Origin of the sequence: Pseudomonas sp. UBA5706 (assembly GCF_002419965.1) — a bacterium.
Classification (GTDB): Bacteria; Pseudomonadota; Gammaproteobacteria; order Pseudomonadales; family Pseudomonadaceae; genus Aquipseudomonas.
In genome coordinates this window covers 34,234-51,742 of sequence record NZ_DIHC01000048.1, presented here as the reverse complement: position 1 = coordinate 51,742, position 17,509 = coordinate 34,234, and the positions used below count along the sequence as shown (strand labels likewise).

Here is a 17,509-nt window from a genome sequence, read left to right as displayed (position 1 = left end):
TTTTCATTGCAGGTCGCGATCACTCAGGCTTGCGACGACCGAAGCCCGGACGCTGACCGACACCGGCCGGGGCACCGCGACGCTTGCCCGAGGGGGTCTTGTCGTCGTCCACCAGCTTGATGCCTGGACGCGTGGTCTTGGGCTTGGCCGGGCGCTTGTTCATCTCGCTCGGCCGCTCGGCCACTGGCGTACCGCGGCTGCTGTCGGTGCGACCGCCAGCAGCTGGACGCGGGGTGCGCGCCGGACGACCGCTGTCAGCTGGCTTGCGTGCCGGACGCTCGCCGTCGGCCAGACGCGGCTCACGGGCGGGACGATCGGACGGTGCGGCATCCTTGGCAGGACGCAGTTGACGCACACGCTCGCCTTTGCCCAAGGGACGCGAAGACTGGCGTTGCAGGCGCTCCAGTTTGTCCTTGGTCTTGGCGTTCATTTGCGGCATGGCGACAGGCTTCAGGCCGACTTCGGCGCTGAGGATGTCGACCTCCTGCTGGCTCATTTCGCGCCAGCGCCCCATCGGCAGGTCGGAGTTGAGGAACACCGGTCCGAAACGCACGCGCTTGAGGCGGCTAACCACCAGGCCCTGGGATTCCCACAGGCGACGAACCTCACGGTTACGGCCTTCCATCACCACACAGTGATACCAGTGGTTGAAGCCTTCACCACCGGGCGCTTGCTGGATATCGGTAAAACGCGCCGGGCCGTCTTCGAGGATCACGCCGTTCTTCAAGCGCAGCAGCATGTCGTCATCAACCTCGCCACGCACGCGAACGGCGTATTCGCGGTCCATCTCGAAGGATGGGTGCATCAAGCGGTTGGCCAGTTCACCGTCAGTGGTGAACATCAGCAGGCCAGTGGTGTTGATGTCCAGGCGACCGATGTTGATCCAGCGGCCCTCTTTAGGGCGCGGCAGGCGGTCGAAAACGGTCGGGCGGCCTTCCGGGTCGTCACGGGTGCAGATTTCGCCGTCTGGTTTGTTGTACATGATCACGCGGCGTACGGTTTCAGCCGCTTCTTCGCGACGGATGACACGACCGTCAACCGTGATAGCGTCGTGCAGGTCAACGCGCTGCCCCAGGCTGGCCTGTACGCCGTTGACCTTGATGCGGCCTTCGCCGATCCAGGCCTCGACGTCACGGCGCGAACCGACGCCAATGCGCGCCAGCACCTTTTGCAGTTTTTCGCCTGCTGGGCCGATCTCTTTGTCCTGCTTGTCTTGTTCACTCATCTGGGCACCTCCCGGTGTGTCGAATCAGGGCGTGCGCGAGTGGGCACGGCCTGTTGCCCCAATCGCTGGGCGAGCGTGAAAGCTCGGCCCGGCAGGGCTGAAAACTGAAACTAGTGGCGAGTGTGGATCGCCAAAAGGTCGCGAATCATACGCTCATGCCACACGTTGCGCATCAGAGACTAGACAAAAATACAGGGTGCTACAGCTTGGCTACTTCTTTTTCCGCCGACCGGCGCCCTTAAGCTTGATCAGGCGCATGGCCGACTCGGCCAGCACCGAGCGTTTCTCGTCCTTGTCCATTTTCTTCCACGACTTGATCTCCCGCTTGCTGCGACCGCAGCCGATGCAGATGTCGTCGGTGAATTTGCAGATACTGATGCAGGGGTCTTTGGTGCTCATGAAATCGCCTGAACTGGATGGGAGGGCGCCGCACGCAAGGTAGCCGTACGACTTATCGACCACTGCGATCTCGATCACGCCCCCACGGGCGAGCCGGCTGGTAAAGCGGTCAGTGGCGAATGGAGAGTGCGTTAGCGCAAATCTTCGTCGCCTTTACGCTCGTCTTCCAATTCAGACTCTTTATCGGCCTCATCGCGCAATATATCGTCGAAGTCGATCTTCAACCCTTCTTCCATAGTGTCCAATTCAGCCAACAGGCTGCGGAAGCTGGTTTCGTCCCGTGGTGCCTCGGGCGCAGGTTCGGCGCCCGGCTCCAGCGTTGCGTCGGCCAAGGCCTGCAGATGCGCAGGGACCGGCGCGTCGTCGAAGTCCAGGACCGGTTCGGTTTCCATTTCCCGAAGGTCGGCCAAAGGTGGCAGCTCGTCCAGGCTTTTGAGGTTGAAGTGGTCGAGAAAACCTTTGGTGGTCGCAAACATCGCCGGTTTACCCGGCACATCGCGGTACCCAACGACCCTGATCCACTCGCGCTCCAGCAGCGTCTTGACGATGTTGCTGTTGACCGCCACGCCACGCACATCCTCGATCTCGCCACGTGTGATGGGCTGTCGATAGGCGATCAAGGCCATGGTTTCCAGCAAGGCACGTGAATAGCGTTGCGGGCGCTCCTCCCAGAGCCGCCCGACCCAAGGCGCGAATTTTTCACGGATTTGCAAGCGATACCCCGAGGCGACTTCCTTGAGCTCAAAGGCCCGGTTGTCGCAGGATTTGCCCAACAGCGTCAGGGCTTTCTTGAACACCGCAGGTTCCGGCCGTTCGGCATCCTCGAACAGCTCGTACAATCGCTCCAGCGATTGCGGTTTACCGGAAGCCAGCAGGAAGGCTTCAAGCAGCGGCGCGAGTTCACGGGGTTCGTTCAGGTTCATCGATCAGCTCTTGCTGTTTATTCGGCTCGCGCGCGCACATGGATCACCGCGAAAGGTTCGTTCTGCACCAGTTCCACCAGTTGCTCCTTGACCAGCTCAAGCACCGCCATGAAAGTCACGACCACGCCCAGGCGCCCCTCCTCTGCCGTGAACAATTCGGCGAACGGCACGAAGCCGGCCCCTTTGAGCCGCTCCAGCACGTCGCTCATGCGCTCGCGGGTGGATAACGCTTCCCGGCTGACCTGATGACTTTCGAACATGTCACCGCGGCGCAGCACCTCGGCCATGGAAATCAGCAGTTCTTCGAGCGCCACGTCCGGGAGCAGCTTGCGCACGCGGGCTTCAGGGGCGTCGAGTTTGGGCACCACCACGTCCCGACCGACCCGGTTCAAGGTATCAATGCCTTCAGCGGCGGCCTTGAAGCGTTCGTACTCCTGCAGACGGCGAATCAGCTCGGCGCGAGGGTCGTCCTCTTCCGCTTCGGCGACCTCCGAGCGCGGCAATAGCATGCGCGACTTGATCTCAGCCAGCATCGCGGCCATCACCAGATACTCTGCAGCCAGCTCCAGACGCACGGTTTTCATCAGCTCGACATACCCCATGTACTGGCGGGTGATCTCCGCCACCGGGATGTCGAGGATGTTGATGTTCTGCTTGCGGATCAGATAAAGCAGCAGGTCCAGAGGGCCTTCGAAGGCTTCAAGAAAGACCTCTAGCGCATCCGGCGGAATGTACAGGTCGACCGGCATCTGCATGACAGCCTGCCCGTAGACCATCGCGAATGGCAGCTCCTGCTGGGCGTCGGCCTGCGGGTCCGGCGCCTGTACGTCGCTCACTCGACTTCAGCCCCGAACGGCGTCGGGTCACCACAGCCGACGCGCACCACTTGCGGCTCGGCTTCGGTCAGATTGATGACCGTGGATGCGGATATTCCGCCCTCGCCACCGTCGATGATCAAATCCACATCGTGTTCGAGCTTCTGGCGCATCTCGTAGGGATCGCTCATGGGGAGGGCTCCACCCGGCATGATCAGGCTAACGCTCATCAGCGGCTCGCCCAGCTCCTGCAGCAGCGCCTGGGCGATAGGATGCTTGGGCACCCGCAGGCCGATGGTGCGTCGCTTTGGATGAAGGACCAGCCGCGGCACTTCACGGGTGGCACCAAGAATAAAGGTGTACGGGCCGGGGGTATGCGCCTTGAGCAGTCGAAATGCAGCAGTGTCTACCTTGGCGAACAGGCCCAATTGCGACAGGTCGCAGCACATCAGGGTGAAATTATGCTTGTCGTCCAGATCGCGAAGGCGGCGGATGCGATCCAGGGCCGCCTTGTCGCCCATCTGGCAACCCAGCGCGTAAGAGGAATCGGTCGGATAAACCACCAGCCCGCCGGCCTTGATGATGTCCACGGCCTGCTTGATCAGGCGCGCTTGCGGGTTTTCCGGGTGGACCTGGAAAAATTGACTCACGGTATCTTCCTGTTCAGACGGCAGTAGGCTGGTCATGTTTGAATCGCCCCCAAAGTGGCGGCAGGTCCTCTGGTAACGGGCGGTAGACGCCGATTTCGGACCAGGCGCCAGGCGCATGGAAATCACTGCCGGCGCTGACCAGCAGACCGAACTCACGGGCCAGAATGGCCAGGCTGCCCACTTGTTCGGCAGGCTGCAGGCCATTGACCACTTCTATCGCGTGACCGCCCGCCTGAAGGAAATCGGCGACCAGTTTGCGGCGTTTGCTGCGGGTGAAGTCGTAATGCGAAGGGTGCGCAAGGCTGACCCACGCGTTCGCTGCGCGCAAGGTCGCGACGGTATCTTGCAGGGTCGGCCAGTGCTGCTTGACGTCGCCGAGCTTGCCGGCGCCCAACCATTTGCGAAATGCCTCGGCGCGATCCTTCACAAACCCTTCGTTGATCAGGAAGTCCGCGAAATGCGGACGGGCCGGCGCGTTACCACTGTCACCGAGCGCTTGCTGCACCGCCCGGGCACCTTCCAGCGCTCCGGGCATACCTTTCATCGCCAATTTGCGACTGATTTCTTCGGCGCGCAGCCAGCGACCGGTGTGCAATTGCTCAATGGCATCCAGCAACGGTCGGGCATCGACATCAAAGCCATAGCCCAGAATGTGGATCGTGGCGCCGCCCCAGGTGCACGACATCTCGACCCCGTTGATCAGTTGCATATCCAATGGATGCGCCGCCGTTCGGGCTTCTTGAAGGCCTTCGATGGTGTCATGGTCGGTCAGCGCAAGTACCCGTACGCCGTTATCAAAGGCACGGGCGACGAGTGCCGCGGGCGACAGGGCGCCGTCGGAGGCGGTGCTGTGACAGTGCAGGTCGACATTCATAGGGGCGCTTTCGCAGTCATTGATGTTTGTTATTATGCCGCCACATCCAGCTTCTGGCTCTTACTGTGAAACAATTCATCGACTTCATCCCGCTCATCCTGTTTTTCATCGTCTACAAAATCAGTCCCCAAGCCGTCGACATCCTCGGCCATAGCTTCATGGTTGGCGGGATTTTCAGCGCCACCGCGGTGCTGATCGCCAGCTCCATCGTGGTCTACGGCATCCTTTATATACAGCAGGGCAAGCTGGAGAAAAGCCAGTGGTTGACCCTGGCCGGTTGCCTGGTATTCGGCAGTCTGACACTGGCCTTCCACAGCGAAACCTTCCTCAAATGGAAAGCCCCTGTCGTCAACTGGGTGTTCGCGCTGGTGTTCGCCGGCAGTCACTTCGTCGGCGACCGGCTGCTGATCCAACGCATCATGGGCCACGCGCTGACCTTGCCACAGGCCATCTGGACCAGGCTGAACATTGCCTGGATCGTCTTCTTCCTGTTTTGCGGCGCGGCCAACCTGTATGTCGCCTTTACTTACCAGGCGTTCTGGGTTGACTTCAAAGTTTTTGGCAGCCTGGGCATGACCCTCGTGTTCCTGATTGGCCAGGGCATCTACCTGGCACGTCACCTTCACGATGCCGAGGCATCGACACAGCCTTCAACAAAAAAGACCGAGGACTGACATGCTTTACGCAATCGTAGCAACGGATGTCGCCAACTCACTGGACAAACGCCTGCAAGCACGTCCCGCTCATCTTGAGCGCCTGAACGCGCTGAAAAACGAAGGCCGCATGGTGTTGGCCGGGCCCTTGCCCGCCGTCGACAGCAATGATCCGGGCGCCGCAGGTTTCACTGGCAGCCTGATCGTCGCCGAGTTTGCCTCCCTGAGCGCAGCACAGGCTTGGGCCGATGCCGATCCCTATATAAAGGCCGGTGTTTACGATCACGTGGTGGTCAAGCCGTTCAGGCAAGTCCTGCCTTAAGCACCTGGCCCGGTCTCTTCGCGAGGCCGGGTTCGCCTCTGCAGCCCTGATTGCTCATTATTTGCACGCCTGTGCCGATACCCTGCCAAACGCCCATTAAATCGGTGCGCGGGTCAGGTGCCCTTGCAATCAGGAGTTCAGATGCGTCCACGTCCATGGTGTCTACTGGCAGTCGCGCTGGCCGTTTCAGCGATCAGTGTCGAGGTTCAAGCCGATGAAGCCAACGATGCCGTAAGCCAAACCTTGCCATTGTCCACCACTGCCAGCGAGTTGAACGACCTGCATCAGCGTCTGGCCGAGAGCGAAAAACAGCGGGACCAATTGACCCGCCAACTGTCCAATGCCAACACCGAGCGGGAAAGTATTCTGCTGGGACGCCTGCGTCAGGAGAACCAAAGGCTTAAACTGCAGCTCAAAGAAGCACAGTCGGTGCCGCCTGCGCGCGCACTGACCGAGCAACAACAATGGTTCGTCACAGGGGGCGGTGTTGCAACGATTGCCCTGCTGTGCGGTATCTTTGCCAGCGGCTGGCGCCGACAGCGTCGGCAATGGCTAAATTGAGTGAGTCATGAGCGAGCTGTTACTTATTGATGATGACCAGGAGCTGTGCGAGCTCCTGAGCAGTTGGCTGAGTCAGGAAGGCTTCGTGGTGCAGGCCTGTCATGATGGCCAGAGCGCCCGCAAGGCGCTTGCCGAATCCGCCCCTGCCGCCGTGGTACTGGATGTGATGCTGCCCGACGGCAGTGGTCTGGAACTGCTCAAACAATTGCGAACCGACCATCCCGAGCTGCCGGTGCTGATGCTCTCGGCCCGCGGCGAGCCGCTGGACCGCATTCTCGGTCTGGAACTGGGTGCCGACGACTATCTTGCCAAGCCCTGCGATCCTCGCGAACTGACCGCCCGCTTGCGCGCCGTGCTGCGTCGCAGCCATCCAGCGGCGGTGTCCAGCCAGATCGAACTGGGCGACCTGTGTTTCAGCCCGGCGCGGGGGGTAGTGACCATCGATGATCAGGAATTTACCCTGACCGTTTCCGAGGCGCGCCTGCTCGAAGCCCTTTTAGGGCAGCCCGGCGAGCCGCTGGAAAAGCAGGAACTGGCGCAACTGGCGCTGGGTCGCAAGCTGACGCTCTACGATCGCAGCCTGGACATGCATGTCAGCAACCTGCGTAAGAAGATCGGGCCTCATGCCGATGGCCGGCCGAGGATCGTCGCGTTGCGCAGCCGTGGGTACTATTACGCGGTTTAAGCTTAGGAAACCCGGACCCACGAGGTGCGACATGACATACGGTACGCGTAGCAGTCCGGCGGGCTGGCCGCGGCGACTCCAAAGATGCCAACGCCGACCAGCCGCACTGCCAGGCTCAGCGTAAATGCAACGCCCAGCGTCTGTAAGCGTCCTGACAAATCCTCTTTACCCAAGCTTTACCCGCCCCTGACCTCGGTTGACCTTGATCTCCCTAAACTGGCCACAACCGGCACAGAGCCGGATTCGAGACAAGGAGATACACCATGCGTAAGACTCTGATGGCTTTGATGTTCGCTGCTGCCGTGCCGACCGTTGCGATGGCGATGCCTCCAGAAGGTGGTCCGATTGCAGGCCCCGGCGGCCCGGGCTTTGATGGTCCTGGCATGCATCACCGCAAAGGCCCGTTCGACACGTTGAACCTGACCCCGGAACAACGTCAGCAAGTCGGTAAACTCATGGGCGATCAATGGCGCGGTCGTTCCGAGATCACCCAAAAATACCTGGCAAAGCTGTCGCCAGCCGATCAGAAAGCCATGCAGGATGAGCTGGCGGCCAAACACGCGAAAACCCAGGCCGACATTCGTGCGATGCTGACCCCTGATCAGCAGAAGACGTTCGACCAGATCCAGAAGGATCAAGCGCAACGTCGTGCCGACCGCGCTGAGTTCGAAGCCTGGAAAGCGCAAAAAGCGCAAAAGACTCAGTAACAGGCTGCCAGCGCGGCATGATACTCCCCGACCCGACACGCTCTTCCCCGGCGTGTCGGGATTTTTCGTTCAAGGCCCGTTTAAAGGGCTCAATCGAGGGCTACACGTGCGTTCACTGTTTTGGCGAATCCTCGCAAGCTTCTGGCTGGCGATCGCGTTGGTTGCGGGCCTGTCGATTCTGCTAGGGCATATGCTCAACCAGGACGCATGGATTCTCAGTCGCCATCCCGGCCTGCATAACTTGCCGCAAAAATGGACGCAGCTCTACGAAGATCGGGGCGAGGGGCCGGCGCAGGCGTTTCTGCAGGATCTCAAGCGCAAATACCATATTGACGTTCAGGTGCTGAACGACAGCGGTGAGGCCGTGATCCCCGGCACCTTCCCGCCGCGCGCCGCAGCGTTCGAAGAGCGGCAGAATGACGACACCCGTCCCTTGCCATGGCGGCGCCTGACGGCTGAATACACCAGCCCGAAAAGCAACGAAACCTATCTGCTGATCTACCGAATCCCCCATCCCGAGCTGGACGCCTGGCACCGCGAAAGCCTGCTGTGGCCGCTCAGCGCCCTGGGTATCGCGCTGGTGGTGCTGACGCTATTCAGCCTGCTGGTGACCCTGTCCATTACGCGTCCGCTGAGTCGTCTTCGCGGCGCAGTGCACGACCTGGGTCAGACCACTTATCAACAGAACAGCCTGGCGCGACTGGCTAACCGGCGTGATGAATTCGGTGTGCTGGCTAATGACTTCAATCGCATGGGCGCGCGGCTGCAAAGCCTGATCGGCAGCCAGCGGCAACTGCTGCGCGACGTCTCCCACGAGCTGCGCTCGCCACTGGCGCGGCTGCGTATCGCACTGGCGCTGGCCGAGCGCGCCGAGCCTGCGGAGCGTGAAAAACTCTGGCCACGACTGACCCGCGAGTGCGACCGGCTGGAAGAGTTGATCAGTGAAATCCTCGCCTTGGCACGGCTTGATGCAGACATGGGCAATGCAACGCCGATTGATCTACCCGGTCTGCTGCATCATCTCAAGGCCGAGACCGAAATGACCGGCACCGAGCAAACCGTCCAGGTCGAATCTGCACCGGGCGTTCAACTGCAAGGCTGGCCGAACGTGCTGGAGCGCGCGCTGGATAATCTGCTGCGCAATGCCCTGCGCTTCAATCCGGCGGGGCAGCCGATCGAACTCAGTGCGCGCAACGAGAGCGGCGATCTGTTCGTCAGTGTGCGTGATCATGGCCCGGGGGTGAGCGCCGAGCATCTTGGGCAGTTGGGAGAGCCTTTTTACCGAGCGCCGAACCAGACTGCGCCGGGCTACGGCCTGGGGCTGGCCATCGCCAAGCGCGCCGCAGAGAAACATGGCGGGCATCTGCTGCTGCAGAATCATCCACAGGGCGGATTCATTGCCAGCATCGTAGTACCGCGGGAAATAAACGACTAACGCTTGTCGCTCGTCAGCTCGGCTTACCGGCGATAGCGATTTCACATACGCCATCGCCGGCAAGTCGTACTGCTACCCGGTCAGAGGCATGTCAGGAAGTGGCGATCAAGCGTTCGCCAGCCGCTGGCCACTGGCTGACGAACGCTGCGACATCTGGTTTCGGCGCTTCGCGCAGTGGATTCTGTGGTGTGCCCAGGTACAGGAAGGCAATCACCTCTTCATCCGCTGCCAAGCCTAGGCCCTTCGCCACATGCGGTGAATACGACAATTCTCCGGTGCGCCATACCGCGCCCACTCCCAGCGCATGAGCAGCCAACAACACTCCGTGCGCCGCGCAGCCGGCGGTGATCAGTTGCTCTTTGTTCGGCACCTTGAAGTGATCGTTCAAGCGGGCGATGACCACCACCACCAACGGCGCTCGCAAAGGGCCAAGACGGGCCTTCTCCAGCGCCTTCTCATCCGCTCCGCCACCACTTTCGATCAGCGCCTGGGCCAGCAAGTCGCCCATCCGATTACGCGCTTCGCCTTCCACGGTCAGAAAACGATAGGGCCGCAATGCGCCGTGATCGGGAGCACGCAAGGCGGCGGCAAAGAGGATTTCGCGCTGGGCGGCATCGGGTGCCGGCTCGATCAGTCGAGGGACGGACACGCGATTGAGCAGTAGATCGAGCGCTTGCATTGAAAGGATCTCCTGAAAATAGGTGAGGCATTGTAGTGCCGCAGCTGCGTTGCTGAACGCCAATAACGAATGGCAAGGACAATTACTTACCTGACAGCCGGAAAAGCCTTCGGTTTACAGGGATGAGCCCACGGGTAGAATGATCGGCCCTCCCACTACCTGATCAGAGCGACTGCATGGCGTTGCCGACTCTTCGCATCATCGGTTTCATTATCGGCATCTTTCTCATTACCCTGGCCATCGCCATGGTGGTGCCCATGGCCACGCTACTGATCTTCGACCGCTCAAGCGACATGCCCTCGTTCCTCTGGTCGAGCCTGATCACCTTTATCGCCGGGCTGGCGCTGGTGGCTCAGGGCCGACCGGAACACGTGCACCTGCGACCACGAGACATGTACCTGCTGACCGTCAGCAGTTGGGTGGTGGTCTGCGTGTTCTCGGCCCTGCCCTTCCTGCTGACCCAGCACATCAGCTATACCGACTCCTTCTTCGAAAGCATGTCCGGCATCACCGCCACCGGCTCCACGGTGCTCAGCGGGCTGGACCACATGTCGCCGGGCATCCTCATCTGGCGCTCACTGTTGCACTGGCTCGGTGGCATTGGCTTCATCGGCATGGCGGTGGCGATCCTGCCGCTATTGCGCATTGGCGGGATGCGGCTGTTTCAGACCGAGTCATCGGACCGCTCGGAAAAGGTCATGCCGCGCTCGCATATGGTCGCCAAGTTCATCGTGTTGGTGTACGTCGGTTTTACGGTGCTGGGCAGCCTGGCATTCTGGTGGGCGGGCATGAGCCTGTTCGATGCGATCAATCACGCGATGTCAGCGATTTCCACAGGAGGCTTTTCCACCTCCGACCAGTCCCTGGCCAAATGGCCGCAGCCAGCGGTCCACTGGGTGGCAATCGTGATGATGATTCTTGGCAGCCTGCCGTTCACCCTGTATGTCGCTACGCTGCGCGGACATCGCCAGGCATTGATCAAGGATCAACAGGTGCAGGGCTTCCTCGGGTTGCTGCTGGTCACCTGGCTGGTCATGACGGTCTGGTACTGGGCGACCACCGATCTGCCGTGGTATGAAGCCCTGCGGCATGTGGCGTTGAATGTTACCTCAGTGATCACCACGACCGGCTTTGCCTTGGGCGACTACAGCCTTTGGGGCAATTTCGCGCTGATGTTCTTCTTCTATCTTGGCTTCATCGGCGGCTGCTCCGGGTCTACAGCCGGCGGGGTAAAGGTGTTCCGGTTCCAGGTGGCCTATACCCTGCTCAAAGCCAACCTCCACCAACTGATTCACCCTCGGGCGGTGATCAAGCAGAAATACAACGGCCATCGCCTGGATGAAGAAATCGTGCGTTCGATCCTGACCTTTTCGTTCTTCTTCACCTTCACCATCTGCCTCATCGCCCTGCTGCTTTCCTTGCTGGGCCTGGACTGGATGACGGCCCTGACCGGTGCTGCGAGCACGGTGTCAGGCGTCGGACCGGGCCTGGGTGAAACCATCGGGCCAGCGGGCAATTTCTCCACCCTGCCAGATGCGGCCAAATGGATTCTGTCGGTAGGAATGCTGTTGGGGCGGCTGGAAATCATCACGGTGCTGGTGTTGTGCATTCCAGCGTTCTGGCGGCATTGATACGCCCACCTACGCGCACCCTTCAGCACTGGGGCTTGCCGGGGTTGGACTGATGGGGCGCTGTCGCCGGCCGGACGGTTACAGGCGGATGAGCGTCAGCTCAGTCCTTTGCGCAACCGATATTCGCCCGGGGTTTCGTCGAACCAGCGGCGGAAAGCCCGGAAGAAATTACTGGGATCAGCGAAGCCCAACAGGTACGCGATCTCCAGCAGGGTCATCCGCGGCTGCGCCAGGTACTGCTCGGCCAGTTCGCGTCGGGTGTCGTCGAGCAGGGTTTGAAAGCTGGTGTTCTCCTCCTGCAGACGGCGCTGCAAGGTTCGCTGCGACAGGTGCAGGCTGCGGGCCACGACTTCGCGCTTGGGTTCGCCTTGGGGCAGCAACCGGCATAGCACCTGGCGCGCCTGATGGGTCACCCGATTGCTGGCAAAGCGTGCGAGAAACTCCCCGGCAAAACGGTCATGCAGCCTGGCCATCGCTTCGTCGGCCGTGGGCAGCGGCGCCTCCATGTCGGCTTGCTCGAACACCAAGGCATCGTAAGGGGCATTGAAGGTCAAAGGCGCGTGGAAAAATTTATTGTAGGGCTCGACATTCTTCGGCTGATCACCCTGGATGAGTACTTGACGCGGGTGCAGGGCCCGGCCGGACAGCCAGCTGCAGAACGCCAGTGCGAATGCCAGCGAAGCCTCGGCGCTCTGCCGCGTGGGCGGCAACCGGTCGCCATGTACGGTCAGAATCAGCGCATAACCCTCGGCAAGCAGGCGCAGACTCAGGTCAGCGCTGTCGGCAATGATGCGCTGATAACGTATCAGCCGTTCGAAGCCCTCTTTGAGCGTGCGGCTGGACATCAGGGCATAGCCGGCCACGCTGACGGACGCCGGGCGCACGACCCTGGCCATGTTCAGTCCAATCGCCGGGTTGCCGGACAGCTCCACCGCACGCGTCCAGAGACGGGTCATGGAATCCTGCGCGAAGCGGGCGTCAGGGTTCTCCAGATCGGCGTACACCAAACCCAGCTCATCGAACAGGGCTCGACAGTCAAGGCCGTCCATTTCAAGGGATTTGACGATTCCCATCGCCCAACTTGAAGAAGTCGTTTTTTCCATGGCCTGTCTTTTGTGTCAGCCCAGTCACCCCCTGCGACTGATTGCCAAAGGATACTACGTTGGCACCTATTGTCACTGCCCACCGCAAGTGCTCGGCTAGACTCAAGGCACTCAACCTGCAAGAGAGGATCGCCGTGGATAAGGTCAAGTCATTTGAGGGTTTTGCCGATTTCTACCCCTATTACCTGCAGGAGCACCGGGACAGCACATGCCGTCGCCTGCATTTCATCGGTACCACGCTGGTGCTGTTGATCATGGCGATCGCAGTGATCAGCGGCAACTGGCTGCTGCTGTGGGTCATGCCGCTGGCAGGCTACGCGTTCGCTTGGGTCGGGCACTTCTTTTTCGAAAAGAACCGACCGGCTACGTTCAAGCATCCGTTCTACAGCCTGCTCGGCGATTTCGCGATGTATCGGGACATGCTGATGGGCAAGGTGCGATTTTGATCCCGGCTGATCCTACCGGTTTGTCGCGCCGCTGCGAGTGGTGTCTGTCACCAGGGCTGCTGGTGGCACTGAGCGGCATGACACCGCCGCGGCAAGCCGCGCTGTTGCCCATACGTCCGATACAAACCCGCTTAGGTCAACACGAAATCCACCGGTTCGAGCAACGGCGGCAACGGCCTGACACCCAAGGCATCGAGAACATCACGCTCGACGATCCGCACCAGCGCGTCCAGTGGCAGGTCGTTTTCATCGTAGCCAAAGGGGTCCTCCAGCTCGTTGCCGATGGCATCCAGGCCGAAGAAGGTGTAGCTGACGATGGCCATGAACAAGGGTGTCATCCAGCCCAGCGGTTCGGCCATGGCAAAGGGCAGCAGGATGCAAAACAGGTAAATCGTGCGGTGCAGCAACAGGGTGTAGGGAAACGGCAAGGGGGTGTGCTTGATGCGGTCACAGGTGGTCACGACCCGGCTGAGCGTGCTCAGGTGACCGGCTAGCAACGTGTAGCGCCATTCGTTGATTTGCCCCGTTTCGCTGGCTTGCGAGCACTGCCGGCCCACTTCGCGCAGGACCCTGTCACAGAAGTTGGCACTGTCGGCCGGCGGCATGTGACTGAGCCAGGGTTGCGCGGCTTCCTGCACATCCTGATGGCGCAGGGTGGCGTTGAGCGCGTGGGCAAAGCCGCCCAGATCCCGCAGGATACTGCCGCGCAGCGCGTGATCCTTGATCCCTTGGGTTTCGCGAATGATCGAGCGCGTTTCGGTGATCACCTCACCCCAGGCCTTGCGGGCTTCATACCAGCGGTCGTAGCAGGCGTTGTTACGAAAGCTCATGAAGATCGATAGCGACAGGCCCAGCAAGGTAAACGGCGTGGCACTGACCTTGGCAAAGTAATCCGGATGCAGGCTCTCTATCAGCACGATGACTGCCGCCAGCGACGTCACCATCACAGCGCGCAGGGCAATGCGCCGGGCAATCGAGCCCTTTAGGGCGAGCAGCACATTGAGCAGATTGGGATGGGGGCGAACGATCATGACTCAGTCCGCGCCAGGGCTGGCGCGGCGTTCGTTATGGCCGAGATCGCGCTCGGGATCGATACGGTCGCGCACCCGTTGCTTGAGCACCTTGGCTTCGGGAAACCCGCCATCGGCCTTGCGCTCCCAGATTTGCACGCCGTCACAGGTGATTCGAAACACTCCCCCTGTGCCGGGCACCAGCGACACCTTGCCCAAGTCATCGCCAAAGGTGCTGAGCAGCTCCTGCGCCAGCCACGCTGCACGCAACAGCCATTGGCATTGCGTGCAATAGGTGATGTCGATTTCCGCTTTGCCGGGCATGGGTCAACCCAGCCCGGCGAGCAGATCGCGCGCGGTTTGCTGCGGGCCGTCGTCGGATTCGTCGATGACCTCCTGAAGCAAACGGCGGGCGTCATCGATGTGGCCCTCGTCGATAAGCACCTGCGCTTCGTTGATTTTGCTCAAGGGCTCCTCCTCAAGGTCCATCAGATCGAACTGGGCATCGTCGGTCATGAAGCTGTCGAGGAAGGCATCGTCCATCAGATCGCTGCTGGTTTGGGCGACGGACTGCGGCTCCGGCTCAAACTGCACCTCAATCTCGGGCGTCTCCTCGTCCTCGGCAAAATCGCTCAGGAACTGCTCCTCAGGCATCTCGAAGACTTCCGGCAACTGGGTGAGGTCCGACGCGAAATCGGGGTCAAGTTCTGCCTCGGCGTTCACAACAGGCTTGCGCGGAGCTGGCGTGCTGTCGAAAGGATCGACCAGATCCCAGTCGGCGTCCATGGACAGGTCGTCGAGATTGAGCTGGAAGTCGTCGGCAGGGTCCGGGTTAAGCGACGCGGCTGTATTTTCGTCCAGCCCGGCCGGAGCGGGTTCACCGGCGACCGCCGCATCCGCAACCAGCGCTGCACTCGTCGCAGGCGCCTGGACAACAGCAGGCGGCTCCTCGATGGGCACCGGCGCAGTTGGCGCAGGTGCCAACTCAAGCTTCGGATAACGCGCGCGGATGTCCTGGAGCGTCTGCGGTTCGACGCCCTGCTTCAGCAGTATTTGTTCCTCTTCGTCGAACCCGGCGATATCGCCCTGCTCGCCGAGCAGTTCAAGGATACGCATGCGCACGTCGGTACGTTGCGGTTGGCGGTCCAGTGCCTCACGCAGGATCGCCTGCGCTTCGGCAAACCGGCCGTAGGCGATATAAATGCTGGCGCCGTCCAGAGCATCCGTCGCCGCCCCCGCCAAACGCTGACCGCCGGTTGCCGCTGCACCGGGGCTTGGCGTCGCGATGGCGGCCGGACGTGGCGTCACCGCCGGAACTTCGAAAACTGGGGTCACCGTCGCCTGTGCCGGTTTGACGATCGGCTCGACCGGCCTGGGCTCCAGGGCCAACTGGTTCTTGATTCGGTTACGCCGCACCGACCAGGCCAGCGCTAGCAGCAGAACCAACAGCAACGATCCCGCCAGGAGGGTCGTCCATGGCAGGTCGTCATCCTGGGCAACCGCAGCCGGCGCGGGTGTAGGAGCGGGCGCAACGGAGATCGCCGCTGGGTCGGATTTCTGAACCGGGGCGGTCACAGGCGGGGGCACTGGAGCGGGTCGAGCAGCCTGCGCCGTCACTTCGGCCAGTTGCGTCTGCAGCTCAATGATCTGTTTGTCCTTGTCCGCATCGTCCTCGCTAAACTGCTTGACCTGCCCTTTCAGGTCGTCGACGGTTTTGGCCAGTTGCTGGTTTTCCATCGCCGTGGCGGTCAGTTGCTCAGCAGTAGTCGACGCCGCCGCCGCAGGCGTCACCGTTGCGGGGATGGACGTCGGCGTAGAAGCAGGCGCATCGGCTGCAGTAACCGTCGGAGCGGCCTTGGGCTCGGCAGCGCTGTCCGGCAACAACAGGCTTTGGCCGATTTTCAATTGACTGCGCTCCCCGTTGGGAAACGCCTGTGGGTTCAGCGCCTGGATGCCGCTGATCAACTGAGCGCTGGAGGTCTTGCCGCCGGGCACCAGCGTCCGGCGCGCGATGCCAGCCAGTGTGTCGCCGGAAACCACGGTGTAGCGCTTGCCCTGCACCGCTTTGGGTGGCGCCACGGGAAGTCGGGACTGATCGCTTTTGATGTCGCTCGCCGGAGATTGCGCACGGCTACGGGTTGCAGCCAGGCCGGCGGCGGAATTGGGCGGGTCGAGCAGCACGGTGTATTCGTGCAACTGATCGCCGTTGGGCCGTGACAGCCGCACGACGAAGTCCATGTAAGGCTCGGTCACGGCCTTGTGCGACTCTACGTGCACCACAGCCCGATTGCCGCGAACGACGGGGGTGAAACGCAGGTCGTTGAGGAAGAACACCCGCTCGACGCCGGCTTTGGCGAATGCGTCGGCTGGGGCCAGCGCGACCACGATTTCTTCAGGGCTCAGGCCGCCTGCTTCGATCAGTTCAATGTCAGCGTTGAAAGGCTGACCCAGCGCCGAATGCAGCGTGATGTCGCCAAGGCCCAGCGCCACCGCCATGGTGCTGTGCAGCACTGAAGCCGAGGCGACTGCCAGCGTCAGCAACCCTGTGCGAAGGCCCGACTGAACGCGAAATGATCCGTGACTCCCGCGCCGGCTACCGGCCTGAAAACTCTTCAGCATGCGAACCCTTATGAGGCAGGCTTCCCTGCAATGTCGTTGTACGGACACGATGTCCGGGCAAAATCAGTATGGGTGCAAATAGAACAGGATGTTTCGACAGGTTCAACGTATTTGTCGCAGGCACAGGGCCATAGCGTCAGGATTTCTCCAGATTGACCAGAATTTTCGAGTGGACCGCCAGACAGACCCGCAGATCTTCTTCAGCAATGCCTTCGAACAACTCGTGGCGCAGGGCCGTGGCGATGGTCTCGATTTTCTGAATCAGCGGTAACGCGGTGTTGCTGAGCAGGATCTTCTTGGCACGACGGTCTTCCACAACCGCCTGACGGCGGACCAGGCCCTGACTTTCCAGGCTGTCAAGCAACCGAGCCAGAGTCGGCCCTTCAACACCCACGCTTTGCGCCAGTTCGCGCTGGGTCGGCGGCTCGGAAAACCGCGCCAGATGCAACAGCACCAGCCAGCGGGCCTGGGACAATCCAAGTTCGGCCAGACGACGGTCAAGCTCGGCACGCCAGCCACGGGATAGATTGGCCAGCTGCATGCCAAAGCGATGTTCTTCTGTTAAAGGCATAGGTAACTCGATGGTTAATGGCTGTTCCTAATTAATAGGCAGCTAATCATGGAGATACTGACGACGCAAGTAGACAGATGTGGTGATTCGTCGCACGGCAGCATGCCAGACCGAAAGGCGGCGGATTTGCCCTGATGGCCGCTCAAGGTGTCGGGCGGACCTAACACGGTTGCGCGGCAAACGCTGCAGATCACGGCTTGC

General features: G+C 61.1%; 20 protein-coding genes. 8 read left to right on the top strand and 12 right to left on the bottom strand.

Annotation, left to right across the window (positions count from 1 at the left end):
- Nucleotides 1-19 precede the first annotated feature (19 nt).
- The 6 genes from rluB to B3I26_RS24495 form a co-directional block, all read right to left on the bottom strand.
- Complete coding sequence (rluB, locus tag B3I26_RS24520; protein WP_296261542.1) at nucleotides 20-1,225, bottom strand: 23S rRNA pseudouridine(2605) synthase RluB; 1,206 nt, start codon at nucleotides 1,223-1,225, stop codon at nucleotides 20-22.
- Between the two features lie 210 nt (nucleotides 1,226-1,435).
- Nucleotides 1,436-1,624, bottom strand: coding sequence for a DUF1289 domain-containing protein (locus B3I26_RS24515; protein WP_296261540.1), 189 nt, complete (start codon nucleotides 1,622-1,624; stop codon nucleotides 1,436-1,438).
- 131 nt (nucleotides 1,625-1,755) lie between these two features.
- A complete protein-coding gene (scpB, locus tag B3I26_RS24510) occupies nucleotides 1,756-2,547 on the bottom strand; it encodes an SMC-Scp complex subunit ScpB (protein WP_296261538.1) in 792 nt (263 codons plus the stop codon).
- A 17-nt stretch (nucleotides 2,548-2,564) separates the two neighbouring features.
- Entirely contained in the window at nucleotides 2,565-3,323 is a 759-nt protein-coding gene (locus B3I26_RS24505; protein WP_296261578.1) for a segregation and condensation protein A, read from the bottom strand.
- Nucleotides 3,324-3,379: 56 nt separating this feature from the next.
- Nucleotides 3,380-4,012 carry an L-threonylcarbamoyladenylate synthase gene (locus tag B3I26_RS24500; RefSeq protein ID WP_296261536.1) on the bottom strand — a complete coding sequence of 211 codons (633 nt, stop codon included), beginning with the start codon at nucleotides 4,010-4,012 and terminating at the stop codon, nucleotides 3,380-3,382.
- A 13-nt stretch (nucleotides 4,013-4,025) separates the two neighbouring features.
- Complete coding sequence (locus B3I26_RS24495; RefSeq protein WP_296261534.1) at nucleotides 4,026-4,886, bottom strand: PHP domain-containing protein; 861 nt, start codon at nucleotides 4,884-4,886, stop codon at nucleotides 4,026-4,028.
- A 65-nt stretch (nucleotides 4,887-4,951) separates the two neighbouring features.
- Here B3I26_RS24495 and B3I26_RS24490 point away from each other — a divergent pair, with 65 nt between their 5' ends.
- From B3I26_RS24490 to B3I26_RS24465, 6 genes are all read left to right on the top strand, one after another.
- A complete protein-coding gene (locus B3I26_RS24490) occupies nucleotides 4,952-5,560 on the top strand; it encodes a septation protein A (protein WP_296261531.1) in 609 nt (202 codons plus the stop codon).
- Nucleotide 5,561: 1 nt separating this feature from the next.
- Nucleotides 5,562-5,861, top strand: a complete 300-nt coding sequence (locus B3I26_RS24485; RefSeq protein ID WP_296261529.1) for a YciI family protein — start codon at nucleotides 5,562-5,564, stop codon at nucleotides 5,859-5,861.
- Between the two features lie 141 nt (nucleotides 5,862-6,002).
- Nucleotides 6,003-6,422, top strand: a complete 420-nt coding sequence (locus B3I26_RS24480) for a translation initiation factor 2 (RefSeq protein WP_296261528.1) — start codon at nucleotides 6,003-6,005, stop codon at nucleotides 6,420-6,422.
- 7 nt (nucleotides 6,423-6,429) lie between these two features.
- On the top strand, nucleotides 6,430-7,107 hold the full coding sequence (locus B3I26_RS24475) for a response regulator transcription factor (protein ID WP_296261526.1): 678 nt from the start codon (nucleotides 6,430-6,432) through the stop codon (nucleotides 7,105-7,107).
- Between the two features lie 263 nt (nucleotides 7,108-7,370).
- Nucleotides 7,371-7,814: a Spy/CpxP family protein refolding chaperone gene (locus B3I26_RS24470; RefSeq protein ID WP_296261525.1), complete on the top strand. Its 444-nt coding sequence runs from the start codon at nucleotides 7,371-7,373 to the stop codon at nucleotides 7,812-7,814.
- A gap of 106 nt (nucleotides 7,815-7,920) precedes the next feature.
- Entirely contained in the window at nucleotides 7,921-9,249 is a 1,329-nt protein-coding gene (locus tag B3I26_RS24465) for a sensor histidine kinase (protein ID WP_296261522.1), read from the top strand.
- A 91-nt stretch (nucleotides 9,250-9,340) separates the two neighbouring features.
- Here B3I26_RS24465 and B3I26_RS24460 read toward each other — a convergent pair whose 3' ends face one another.
- Nucleotides 9,341-9,928 (bottom strand): nitroreductase family protein, encoded by a 588-nt coding sequence (locus B3I26_RS24460; RefSeq protein ID WP_296261520.1) that lies wholly within the window; start codon nucleotides 9,926-9,928, stop codon nucleotides 9,341-9,343.
- A 176-nt stretch (nucleotides 9,929-10,104) separates the two neighbouring features.
- Here B3I26_RS24460 and B3I26_RS24455 point away from each other — a divergent pair, with 176 nt between their 5' ends.
- Entirely contained in the window at nucleotides 10,105-11,559 is a 1,455-nt protein-coding gene (locus B3I26_RS24455; RefSeq protein ID WP_296261518.1) for a TrkH family potassium uptake protein, read from the top strand.
- Nucleotides 11,560-11,654: 95 nt separating this feature from the next.
- On the opposite strand, the gene B3I26_RS24450 is transcribed toward B3I26_RS24455, so the two are convergent.
- Nucleotides 11,655-12,662 carry an AraC family transcriptional regulator gene (locus tag B3I26_RS24450; RefSeq protein ID WP_296261517.1) on the bottom strand — a complete coding sequence of 336 codons (1,008 nt, stop codon included), beginning with the start codon at nucleotides 12,660-12,662 and terminating at the stop codon, nucleotides 11,655-11,657.
- Between the two features lie 134 nt (nucleotides 12,663-12,796).
- Between B3I26_RS24450 and B3I26_RS24445 the strand changes: the two genes are divergently transcribed.
- Nucleotides 12,797-13,108 (top strand): DUF962 domain-containing protein, encoded by a 312-nt coding sequence (locus B3I26_RS24445; protein ID WP_296261576.1) that lies wholly within the window; start codon nucleotides 12,797-12,799, stop codon nucleotides 13,106-13,108.
- 131 nt (nucleotides 13,109-13,239) lie between these two features.
- Here B3I26_RS24445 and B3I26_RS24440 read toward each other — a convergent pair whose 3' ends face one another.
- From B3I26_RS24440 to B3I26_RS24425, 4 genes are all read right to left on the bottom strand, one after another.
- Nucleotides 13,240-14,139 (bottom strand): bestrophin family protein, encoded by a 900-nt coding sequence (locus tag B3I26_RS24440; RefSeq protein ID WP_296261515.1) that lies wholly within the window; start codon nucleotides 14,137-14,139, stop codon nucleotides 13,240-13,242.
- Nucleotides 14,140-14,142: 3 nt separating this feature from the next.
- Nucleotides 14,143-14,442, bottom strand: a complete 300-nt coding sequence (locus tag B3I26_RS24435) for a SelT/SelW/SelH family protein (RefSeq protein WP_296261512.1) — start codon at nucleotides 14,440-14,442, stop codon at nucleotides 14,143-14,145.
- A gap of 3 nt (nucleotides 14,443-14,445) precedes the next feature.
- Nucleotides 14,446-16,737, bottom strand: coding sequence for a FimV/HubP family polar landmark protein (locus B3I26_RS24430; RefSeq protein ID WP_296261510.1), 2,292 nt, complete (start codon nucleotides 16,735-16,737; stop codon nucleotides 14,446-14,448).
- A 136-nt stretch (nucleotides 16,738-16,873) separates the two neighbouring features.
- A complete protein-coding gene (locus B3I26_RS24425; RefSeq protein WP_296261509.1) occupies nucleotides 16,874-17,308 on the bottom strand; it encodes a MarR family transcriptional regulator in 435 nt (144 codons plus the stop codon).
- Nucleotides 17,309-17,509: the final 201 nt, after the last annotated feature.

Bases quoted from the DNA above. Each gene is read 5' to 3' on its own strand.
- B3I26_RS24425 (WP_296261509.1), bottom strand. From the start codon at position 17,308: ATGCCTTTAACAGAAGAACATCGCTTTGGCATGCAGCTGGCCAATCTA.
- B3I26_RS24460 (WP_296261520.1), bottom strand. From the start codon at position 9,928: ATGCAAGCGCTCGATCTACTGCTCAATCGCGTGTCCGTCCCTCGACTG.
- B3I26_RS24450 (WP_296261517.1), bottom strand. From the start codon at position 12,662: ATGGAAAAAACGACTTCTTCAAGTTGGGCGATGGGAATCGTCAAATCC.
- B3I26_RS24515 (WP_296261540.1), bottom strand. From the start codon at position 1,624: ATGAGCACCAAAGACCCCTGCATCAGTATCTGCAAATTCACCGACGAC.
- B3I26_RS24505 (WP_296261578.1), bottom strand. From the start codon at position 3,323: ATGGTCTACGGGCAGGCTGTCATGCAGATGCCGGTCGACCTGTACATT.
- rluB (WP_296261542.1), bottom strand. From the start codon at position 1,225: ATGAGTGAACAAGACAAGCAGGACAAAGAGATCGGCCCAGCAGGCGAA.
- B3I26_RS24480 (WP_296261528.1), top strand. From the start codon at position 6,003: ATGCGTCCACGTCCATGGTGTCTACTGGCAGTCGCGCTGGCCGTTTCA.
- B3I26_RS24485 (WP_296261529.1), top strand. From the start codon at position 5,562: ATGCTTTACGCAATCGTAGCAACGGATGTCGCCAACTCACTGGACAAA.
- B3I26_RS24475 (WP_296261526.1), top strand. From the start codon at position 6,430: ATGAGCGAGCTGTTACTTATTGATGATGACCAGGAGCTGTGCGAGCTC.
- scpB (WP_296261538.1), bottom strand. From the start codon at position 2,547: ATGAACCTGAACGAACCCCGTGAACTCGCGCCGCTGCTTGAAGCCTTC.
- B3I26_RS24455 (WP_296261518.1), top strand. From the start codon at position 10,105: ATGGCGTTGCCGACTCTTCGCATCATCGGTTTCATTATCGGCATCTTT.
- B3I26_RS24440 (WP_296261515.1), bottom strand. From the start codon at position 14,139: ATGATCGTTCGCCCCCATCCCAATCTGCTCAATGTGCTGCTCGCCCTA.
- B3I26_RS24495 (WP_296261534.1), bottom strand. From the start codon at position 4,886: ATGAATGTCGACCTGCACTGTCACAGCACCGCCTCCGACGGCGCCCTG.
- B3I26_RS24470 (WP_296261525.1), top strand. From the start codon at position 7,371: ATGCGTAAGACTCTGATGGCTTTGATGTTCGCTGCTGCCGTGCCGACC.
- B3I26_RS24435 (WP_296261512.1), bottom strand. From the start codon at position 14,442: ATGCCCGGCAAAGCGGAAATCGACATCACCTATTGCACGCAATGCCAA.
- B3I26_RS24430 (WP_296261510.1), bottom strand. From the start codon at position 16,737: ATGCTGAAGAGTTTTCAGGCCGGTAGCCGGCGCGGGAGTCACGGATCA.